Genomic DNA, 845 nt, shown 5'->3' with positions numbered 1-845 from the left:
AAAGTGTTGTTTCCTACTCAATTGCTGGCAATGGTTCAAAAACCATTTATCCAATATTTATTGACGTTCGTTTCGTTCAGTTTTCAAAGATCAAACTTCGTTGCCTTTATTGGCGACTTTTCTATGTTACCAAATCTCATCCCCGATGTCAACAACTTTTTTAAAAATCTTTTTGGTGGAGCCTAGCGGGATCGAACCGCTGACCTCCTGCGTGCAAGGCAGGCGCTCTCCCAGCTGAGCTAAGGCCCCAGAAATGGTCGGGAAGACAGGATTCGAACCTGCGACCCCTTGGTCCCAAACCAAGTGCTCTACCAAGCTGAGCTACTTCCCGAGATAAACTAGTTAGTTATTAAGTTGACTTCTGATCCATTGAGGGAAATACACTATTCAGTACAATTCAAAGCGGAAGACGGGATTCGAACCCGCGACCCCCACCTTGGCAAGGTGATGTTCTACCACTGAACTACTTCCGCAAAGACATGGAATCATTCATCAGATGCGGGTGAAGGGAGTCGAACCCCCACGCCTTGCGGCACTAGATCCTAAGTCTAGCGTGTCTGCCAATTCCACCACACCCGCTTGAAACTATTAAACAAAAAAATGGTGAGCCATGCAGGATTCGAACCTGCGACCCTCTGATTAAAAGTCAGATGCTCTACCAACTGAGCTAATGGCTCGTCCATGGTGCCGGCCAGAGGACTTGAACCCCCAACCTACTGATTACAAGTCAGTTGCTCTACCAATTGAGCTAGGCCGGCGAACTAATGATGGAGGATGACGGGTTCGAACCGCCGACCCTCTGCTTGTAAGGCAGATGCTCTCCCAGCTGAGCTAATCCTCCAATG

The 845-nt window shown here is 48.3% G+C and carries 1 protein-coding gene and 7 tRNA genes; 1 reads left to right on the top strand and 7 read right to left on the bottom strand.

Annotated features, from left to right (window positions below):
• Positions 1–186 (top strand): hypothetical protein (locus IPU53_RS24685; protein WP_207454180.1); only part of this gene is annotated, 186 nt, incomplete at its 5' end.
• Here IPU53_RS24685 and IPU53_RS24680 read toward each other — a convergent pair.
• The 7 genes from IPU53_RS24680 to IPU53_RS24650 all read right to left on the bottom strand — a co-directional run bounded on the left by IPU53_RS24680 (position 174) and on the right by IPU53_RS24650 (position 841).
• A tRNA-Ala gene (locus IPU53_RS24680) sits at positions 174–249 on the bottom strand. The genes IPU53_RS24685 and IPU53_RS24680 overlap by 13 nt on opposite strands.
• Positions 250–254: 5 nt before the next feature.
• Positions 255–331 (bottom strand) — tRNA-Pro (locus IPU53_RS24675).
• A gap of 70 nt (positions 332–401) precedes the next feature.
• A tRNA-Gly gene (locus tag IPU53_RS24670) sits at positions 402–473 on the bottom strand.
• Between the two features lie 24 nt (positions 474–497).
• Positions 498–579: transfer RNA gene (locus tag IPU53_RS24665), tRNA-Leu, on the bottom strand.
• A gap of 22 nt (positions 580–601) precedes the next feature.
• A tRNA-Lys gene (locus tag IPU53_RS24660) sits at positions 602–677 on the bottom strand.
• A gap of 5 nt (positions 678–682) precedes the next feature.
• A tRNA-Thr gene (locus IPU53_RS24655) sits at positions 683–758 on the bottom strand.
• Positions 759–768: 10 nt separating this feature from the next.
• Positions 769–841 (bottom strand) — tRNA-Val (locus IPU53_RS24650).
• Positions 842–845: the final 4 nt, after the last annotated feature.

It is taken from the genome of Bacillus sp. SD088 (assembly GCF_017355205.1).
Classification (GTDB): Bacteria; Bacillota; Bacilli; order Bacillales; family Bacillaceae_C; genus Lederbergia.
Note: the sequence above shows the minus strand (reverse complement) of the source record. Positions and strands in the feature narration are given on the sequence as shown.